Source organism: Pseudomonadota bacterium (genome assembly GCA_022361155.1).
Lineage (GTDB): Bacteria > Myxococcota_A > Polyangia > Polyangiales > JAKSBK01 > JAKSBK01.
In genome coordinates this window covers 1-6,088 of the sequence record JAKSBK010000462.1, presented here as the reverse complement: position 1 = coordinate 6,088, position 6,088 = coordinate 1, and the positions used below count along the sequence as shown (strand labels likewise).

Here is a 6,088-nt window from a genome sequence, read left to right as displayed (position 1 = left end):
CGCGCCGGAAGTCCCCTGCGGTGCCTGAGGCCGCGATAGGACCCAAGATCCATGAGCCGCTTGATGATCACTTGCACCTCACGTCGCAGATCACCTTCGACCTTGTAGTTCGCGTCGATCGTTTCCCGGATGCGTCTGATCTCCGCGTCGCTCAGCTGCTCGGTGAGCTTGTTTTCTTCAATCTCGGCCTGGGAGCAGATCGATTTGGCTCTAGCCTGGCCGATCCCGTAAATGTAGCGCAAGGAGATCACGATGTGTTTGCGAGCGGGGATATCCACGCCTGCTATGCGTGCCATGTCTTTCTAACCTTGACGTTGCTTGTGTCGCGGATTGGAGCACAGGACGCGTACGACGCCTTTCCGCTTTATGATCTTGCACTTGTTGCAGATTTTCTTGACGCTGGGTCGTACTTTCATCTCCTGCCTCGTCCTTGTCGTTTGGCGCTTGGCACCGAGTGCCGTTCGGCGCCGGCACCGATGCGCCCGTGGTTCGGTTCCAGGACCTGCATTGGACTCTGTGTCAAACCGCTGGCCCTCCGCGACAACCGCTGGTCCACCCTATCGCCGTACGAATACGTGCGGCCACCTGATCCAGTGCACCTACGCCGTCGACTGCACGCAACAGCCCGCGGTCGCCATAATGCTCCTTGAGCGGAGCCGTCTTTCTTGTGTACTCCTCGTAACGTTTACGCACGACGGCTTCGGTGTCATCCGGACGCTGGACCAGAGTACCTTGGAAATCCGCGGGGGGCGGATTGTAGCGTAGATGAAAGATTTGTCCAGTGGCCTGACATGCACGGCGCCCGGTGATCCGCTCGAGCATCTCGTCGAGCTCGATGTCGATGGATACCACATGCTGGATAGCTCGGTCGGCCGAAGCCAAGAGCTCGTCCAACGCCAAGGCTTGGGGTAGCGTCCTTGGGTACCCGTCGAAGATCGCACCCCCTGCCGCGTCGGCTCGGCCGAGGCGGCCTTCGAGCAGCTCGACCACGAGGGTGTCTGGCACGAGCAGGCCCTGCGACATGTAGGAGTCGAACTTCTTGCCGAGATCACTTTCCCCAGCGCGCTCGGCGCGCATGAGGTCACCGGTGGAAATCGAAGGGATACCGAGCAATTTCGAGAGCCTATGGGCCTGGGTCCCCTTGCCTGCGCCAGGGGGACCAAACAGGATCAGGTCCATGCTCGCAGACACTAGCCACGTCTCCCGCGGATGCGCGAACCTCGAGGGCCCGTCAGCCCCTCGTAGTGCCGCGTGATGAGATGCGACTCGATCTGCTGGACCGTGTCGAGCGCAACCCCAACCACGATCATGATCGACGTGCCGCCGAAATAGAAAGGCACCTTGAAATAGGTCTGCAATAGGTTGGGCACGGTGCACACAGTGGCAACGTACAAGGCTCCTCCGACGGTAATCCGCGTCATGACGCGATCGATGAATTCGGCCGTGGCCTTACCGGGCCGAATCCCTGGAATGAAAGCGTTTTGCTTCTTCAGGTTGTCGGCGACCTGCACCGGCTGAAAGGTCACTGCCGTATAAAAAAAGCAGAAGAAGACGATGAGAACGATGTTGGTCAAGTTGTAGCGCCAGTCGCCGGAGGTGAGCATCGCACTGACCCGCTCCATGCCGGGGATCTGCAGATTGGCCAGGGTCTGGGGGAACATCAACAACGAGGAGGCGAAGATGGGCGGGATGACGCCCGAGGCGTTGACGCGCAATGGAAGATGGGAGGATTGGCCGCCGTACATCTTCCGGCCCACCATGCGCTTGGCGTATTGGATCGGAATTCGGCGCTGGGCGCGCTCAAAAAACACGATGACCGCAACCACCGCCAGGCAGATGAAGGCCACGATAAGCAGGGAAACCGGCTCGATCTGGCCGATCTTGACCTGCGAGCCGGTTTGAACGAGCGCATCCGGCAAGCTCGCGACGATGCCCGCAAAGATTATGAGCGAGATTCCGTTGCCGACTCCCCGCTCCGTGATCTGCTCACCCAGCCACATGATGAAGGCAGTACCGGTCGTCAGCGATACCATGGTGAGCAGCCGGAAGGCCCATCCAGGCTCGGCCACGACGTCACCAAACTGGGTTTGGTCGGAGTTGAGGCCCTCTAGGTACATCGAGATCCCGAAGCTCTGGATCAAGCTCAGCAACACCGTCCCGTAACGTGTGTACTGATTGATCTTTCGCTGACCCGCCTCACCTTCCTTTCTTAACTCCTCTAGATGAGGGATCACCACGCTCATCAGCGTCAGAATGATGCTCGCAGAGACGTAGGGCATGATGCCCAGCGCAAAGATCGAGAGCTGTTCGAGGGCACCACCGGAAAACAGGTTGAACATCCCCAGAAAGGTCCCGGAACCCGCAGCGACGATCTGCTGCATCACGTTGCGGTCCACGCCGGGAGTGGTCACGAAGATGCCTACCCTGTAGACGGCGAGCATCCCCAGCGTGAACAGCAGTCTGCGCCGCAGCTCCGGAATCCTACCGATGTTCGCAAACGTGCTCATACCTGCCGTCCTGCCCGAGCCGCTCGCCAAAGCCTTGCACCCACGCCGCTGCGGAAACCGCTAGCCGCCGGGCTCCAGCTCCTTCTTCGAGCTCGATTGCGGCGCGAGCAGCTCCACCTTGCCACCGGCTCCCTCGATCTTCGCACGAGCCGAGGCGCTGAACGCGTGCGCCTTGACGACGAGCGCGTTGTCGAGCTCGCCCCCACCCAAGATCTTCACGAATTCGTACCTTCCCCGCACGAGACGGCGCGCGGCGAGCTCTTCGGGCCCCAGGATCGTGCCGGCCTCGAGCCCCCCAAGCGCTCCTACATTGACCGTGGCCACTTGCTTGGGAAAGGGATTGCGAAAACCGAATTTCGGCAGGCGCCGCAGCAAGGGCATCTGGCCGCCCTCGAAGCCCCGGGCCGGTTTACGGTTGCCCGAACGCGACTTCTGCCCCTTGACCCCACGGCCGCAGGTCTTGCCCAACCCAGAGCCCGGACCGCGACCCACCCGCTTGCGCGCACGCACCGAGCCCGGCGCCGGTGAAAGTCTGGACAGGATCGGTACCGTCTGCTCGCTATCCATCGCACTCCTCCACCGAAACCAGATGCAGCACCTTCTTTACCATGCCACGAAAGGAGCGGTTGTTGTCGACTATTACGTAGCTGTGCGGGCCACGGAGACCGAGTCCACGCACGATCCTACGTTGCGCCGGCGGGCGCCCGATGACACTGCGCAGCTGCACGACCTTGAGCTTGGCCTTCATGAGCATTCCTCGCCTATTCCATGCTCTGTTGCTGCTGCCCCTCGGATCGTCCGACGGCGAGTCCCCTGCGTGAGGACACGTCCTCAGGGGACTCAAGCAGGCGAAGCGCCGCCACGGTAGCGTTCACGACGTTCTGCTTGTTGTGCGTCCCGATGCATTTGGAAAGCACGTCCTTGATGCCGGCAGCCTCTACGACGGCGCGAACTGCGCCACCCGCGATCACTCCAGTACCCGGGCTTGCGGGACGAAGCAGCACGTTACCGGCGCCGTGATGCCCGTACACCGTGTGAGGAATCGTCCCGCCGGCCAAGGGAATCTTGAACAGGCTCTTCTTGGCCCGCTCGTTGCCCTTGCGGATAGCATCCGGCACTTCGTTGGCCTTTCCGAGCCCCACACCCACGTGGCCATGCCCATCGCCGACGACGACCAGCGCGCTGAAACTGAAGCGCCGCCCGCCCTTGACCACCTTGGCCACACGGTTGATGTGGATGACCCGCTCGGTCAGGTCCTCGAGGTTACTTGGGTTTATTTCGTTCATGTTCTTGCCACCGTCGCGGGGAGTGCTGCAACGCTAGAAGCTCAGGCCGCCGCCTCTAGCTGCTTCAGCCAGTGCCTTGACACGTCCGTGGTAGGGGTAGCCGTTTCGGTCAAAAACGACCTGCGCGATCCCTTTCTCGACACAGCGCGCTGCGATCGCAGCACCCACCACCGCTGCCACCTTGAGCTTGCCACCGTCCGCGTTGGTTGCGCCGATGTCCTTGGTAAGGCTACAGACCGCCGTCAGCGTACGCCGCTCGTCGTCGTTCACAACCTGGGCGTAGATATGGCGTGCGCTGCGAAACACTGTGAGCCGAGGGCGGGTCGACGTTCCGCGCATTTTCTTGCGGATGCGGCGTTTTCGTCTTGCTCGTCCGACTAGCTGAGTTGCCATGGCCTATGAGCCCCGTTACTTGCGGCCGCCTGATTTGCCGGCCTTCTCACGAATGGTTTCACCCACATAACGCACGCCCTTGCCCTTGTACGGTTCGGGTGGTCTCAGGGAGCGAATGCGAGCGGCGACCTGACCGAGCAGCTCCTTGTCGTGGCTTGCCAGATGCAGCCGCGGTCGCTTCTGACCCCCCTCCTCGATTATCTCTACGCGTGCGGACAGCCCTTGTGGAAGCGCAAGCTGTACCACGTGCGATAGACCCAGCGACAGATTCAACTGCCTACCTTGCAGCTCTGCACGATAGCCCACGCCGTACAAGTCGAGCGCACGCGTGTAGCCGTTGCAGACACCATGCACCATGTTCATCAGCAGCGCGCGGGCCAGGCCTTGCATGCGTGCGCCGTTGCCGGCGCTTGCAGGGGCTGGAACCACGCGCAGCCCGTCATCCGAACGAGTCACCGATACCCCCTCGGGCAACACCCTCTCGAGTGCCCCTTTGGGCCCCTTGAGCCTGACCCTGGACCCCGCAATCACGACGGTCGCCTGCGGCGGAACCGGCACCGGTCGCTTTCCGGTGCGTGACTGTTTCGCGGCGGTCTGCCTCGAAGTCATCGCGGCCATCACCAGACCTCGCACAGCACTTCGCCGCCCACGCCCGTCTTACGGGCTTCGGCGTCCGTGAGCACTCCGCGTGAGGTGGACAGTATGGCGATGCCCATCCCGTTGTGAACCCGGGGAATGTCCTTGTGGCCCACGTACACGCGGCGTCCGGGGCGGCTCGTGCGCTGCAGTCCGAGAATTGCGCTGTTGCGATGACGGCCATACTTGAGCCGTACGGTCAAACGCGGCGGGTGCTGCGCATCGGTCTCAAAATCGACGATGTAGCCTTCCTTCTTCAGAATCTCAGCCACTCGGGTCTTGAGCTTCGACAGCGGCATCTCGACGCTGTCGTGATGCGCCATCAACGCATTGCGAATGCGCGAGAGCATGTCGGCTACCGGATCACTCATCATGACGCAGCGTCTCCTACCAGCTCGACTTGGTTACGCCCGGTATCTCACCCTGCAGCGCCAGCCGGCGCAGGCAGATGCGACAGAGCTCGAACTTGCGGTAGTAGCCCCGAGGCCGGCCGCACACCTTGCAGCGGTTGCGCTGCCGAACCGAAAACTTCGGGCGTTTCTTCATCTTGGCAAAAGCCTGGGCACGTGCCATCCGTTTCTCCTGGCCTACTTTCTAAAGGGCATTCCAAGCTTCGCGAGCAGCGCACGGCCATGCTCGTCCGTCCGTGCTGTTGTCACGAACGTAACGCTGAGTCCCTTGATCTTCTCGATCTTGTCGTAGTCGATCTCTGGAAAGATGATCTGCTCGCGCACGCCCAACGTGTAGTTGCCCCGACCATCGAACGCCTTTGGGCTCACGCCGCGGAAATCGCGCACACGCGGCAGGGCTATAAAGACCAGACGTTCAAGGAATTCCCACATGCGGTGCCCGCGCAACGTCACCATGACCCCAATGGGCGCGCCTTCGCGCAGCTTGAAACCGGCGATCGACTTCTTGGCCCGTGTAACCACCGGCTTCTGACCGCTGATGGTGGCGAGCTCCTGGATTCCGCTCTCAATGGTCTTGGGAGTCTGCACAGCCTCTCCCAAGCCCATGTTGCACACCACACGCCGAAGTCGTGGCACCTGCCACAGGTTGCTGAAGCCAAATTCCTTGCTAAGGGCCGGCACCACACGCTCGATGTAACGCTTCTGAAGGTTCGGGACGTACTCAGCCATCCCTCATCACGCACGCTAAGGGCCCTAACTGTCCAGCACCGTCCCGGACTTGACGGCTATCCGGACTTTTCGGCCATCTTTATTCTCACCGACACGCGTCCGCGTGGGCTTGTCGGTCTTGCCATCG

General features: G+C 61.5%; 12 protein-coding genes. All 12 read right to left on the bottom strand.

The features are described 5' to 3' along the window. Nucleotides 1-296, bottom strand: a 296-nt coding sequence (rpsM, locus tag MJD61_17435) for a 30S ribosomal protein S13 (GenBank protein ID MCG8557046.1), incomplete at its 3' end; no start/stop codon positions are given. A 6-nt stretch (nt 297-302) separates the two neighbouring features. Continuing rightward, nucleotides 303-416 (bottom strand): 50S ribosomal protein L36, encoded by a 114-nt coding sequence (gene rpmJ / locus MJD61_17430; protein MCG8557045.1) that lies wholly within the window; start codon nt 414-416, stop codon nt 303-305. 103 nt (nt 417-519) lie between these two features. Beyond that, nucleotides 520-1,179, bottom strand: a complete 660-nt coding sequence (locus MJD61_17425; protein ID MCG8557044.1) for an adenylate kinase — start codon at nt 1,177-1,179, stop codon at nt 520-522. Nucleotides 1,180-1,190: 11 nt separating this feature from the next. Beyond that, complete coding sequence (secY, locus tag MJD61_17420) at nt 1,191-2,507, bottom strand: preprotein translocase subunit SecY (protein ID MCG8557043.1); 1,317 nt, start codon at nt 2,505-2,507, stop codon at nt 1,191-1,193. 60 nt (nt 2,508-2,567) lie between these two features. Continuing rightward, entirely contained in the window at nt 2,568-3,074 is a 507-nt protein-coding gene (gene rplO, locus MJD61_17415) for a 50S ribosomal protein L15 (GenBank protein ID MCG8557042.1), read from the bottom strand. After that, nucleotides 3,067-3,255: a 50S ribosomal protein L30 gene (gene rpmD, locus MJD61_17410; GenBank protein MCG8557041.1), complete on the bottom strand. Its 189-nt coding sequence runs from the start codon at nt 3,253-3,255 to the stop codon at nt 3,067-3,069. Before rpmD ends, rplO begins: the two co-directional genes overlap by 8 nt. Before the next feature lie 13 nt (nt 3,256-3,268). Then, complete coding sequence (gene rpsE, locus MJD61_17405; protein MCG8557040.1) at nt 3,269-3,793, bottom strand: 30S ribosomal protein S5; 525 nt, start codon at nt 3,791-3,793, stop codon at nt 3,269-3,271. 33 nt (nt 3,794-3,826) lie between these two features. After that, on the bottom strand, nt 3,827-4,186 hold the full coding sequence (rplR, locus tag MJD61_17400) for a 50S ribosomal protein L18 (protein MCG8557039.1): 360 nt from the start codon (nt 4,184-4,186) through the stop codon (nt 3,827-3,829). A 15-nt stretch (nt 4,187-4,201) separates the two neighbouring features. Then, nucleotides 4,202-4,804 (bottom strand): 50S ribosomal protein L6, encoded by a 603-nt coding sequence (gene rplF, locus MJD61_17395; protein ID MCG8557038.1) that lies wholly within the window; start codon nt 4,802-4,804, stop codon nt 4,202-4,204. Then, complete coding sequence (gene rpsH, locus MJD61_17390; GenBank protein ID MCG8557037.1) at nt 4,804-5,196, bottom strand: 30S ribosomal protein S8; 393 nt, start codon at nt 5,194-5,196, stop codon at nt 4,804-4,806. Before rpsH ends, rplF begins: the two co-directional genes overlap by 1 nt. A gap of 13 nt (nt 5,197-5,209) precedes the next feature. Continuing rightward, nucleotides 5,210-5,395, bottom strand: a complete 186-nt coding sequence (locus MJD61_17385; protein ID MCG8557036.1) for a type Z 30S ribosomal protein S14 — start codon at nt 5,393-5,395, stop codon at nt 5,210-5,212. A 14-nt stretch (nt 5,396-5,409) separates the two neighbouring features. Then, a complete protein-coding gene (rplE, locus tag MJD61_17380; protein ID MCG8557035.1) occupies nt 5,410-5,961 on the bottom strand; it encodes a 50S ribosomal protein L5 in 552 nt (183 codons plus the stop codon). Between the last annotated feature and the right edge of the window lie 127 nt (nt 5,962-6,088).